This window comes from Bacillus sp. P4_D3 (genome assembly GCF_056401855.1).
In genome coordinates this window covers 1-783 of sequence record NZ_JBFUIN010001127.1, presented here as the reverse complement: position 1 = coordinate 783, position 783 = coordinate 1, and the positions used below count along the sequence as shown (strand labels likewise).

1 protein-coding gene is annotated in these 783 nt (G+C 27.8%); it reads right to left on the bottom strand.

What is annotated here, in order from left to right:
• Positions 1 to 783: ABC transporter transmembrane domain-containing protein (locus AC1DTM_RS29760; RefSeq protein WP_477001620.1), on the bottom strand; the 783-nt coding region annotated here is incomplete at both ends.

Genomic DNA, 783 nt, shown 5'->3' with positions numbered 1-783 from the left:
CTTCTACATGTATATTTTTATAAGATACATCATCTAATAAAATATCTCCGTTAGTTGGATCATAAAATCTTTCTATTAACGAAAATACCGTACTTTTTCCAGAACCACTTGGTCCTACTAGTGCTGTTAACGTTCCTTTTTTAATTTTAAAAGAAATGTCTTCAATAACATTCTCTTTTTCATCATATTTAAAAGAAACATTTTTAAACTCTAATTGTGTTGGAGATCCAATACCTATTTTAGTAACAACTTGAACTTCCTCTTCTTCTTCTAAAATTTCAAATAATCTTTTCATAGATCCTTTTGCTTCTTGAAAACTCGTTAAAAAATGATTCATTTGTATAAAAGGAGACATAATTTGAAATAAATACAATAAAAATGCTACTAACTCACCAGAACTAATTAGACCTTGATCTACCCTCCAGGCACCAAAACCTATTACACCAATTAAAACAATAGTAGTAAATGTCCCTAAAACTGGAGTTAATATAGAATTAATTTTAGCCCTCTTTATTCCATTCATATAAAGAAAATCGAAATGTTTTTTTCCATTTTCCGCTTCTTTCAATTCAGTATTATAAGATTTTACAAGCTTAATTTCAGAAAGAGTCTGTGATAAATAAGCTGTCAACTGAGACATTTTATTTTGTTCTTGAAAAGAAAGATCATATACCTTCTCTCCCAAAGGAATTACAACAAAAAGAGTTATCGGTACTACTAAAATCAAAACCAATGTCATTGGAATATCTAAAGTAAATAATATAATTAAAGAGAGTACTAATG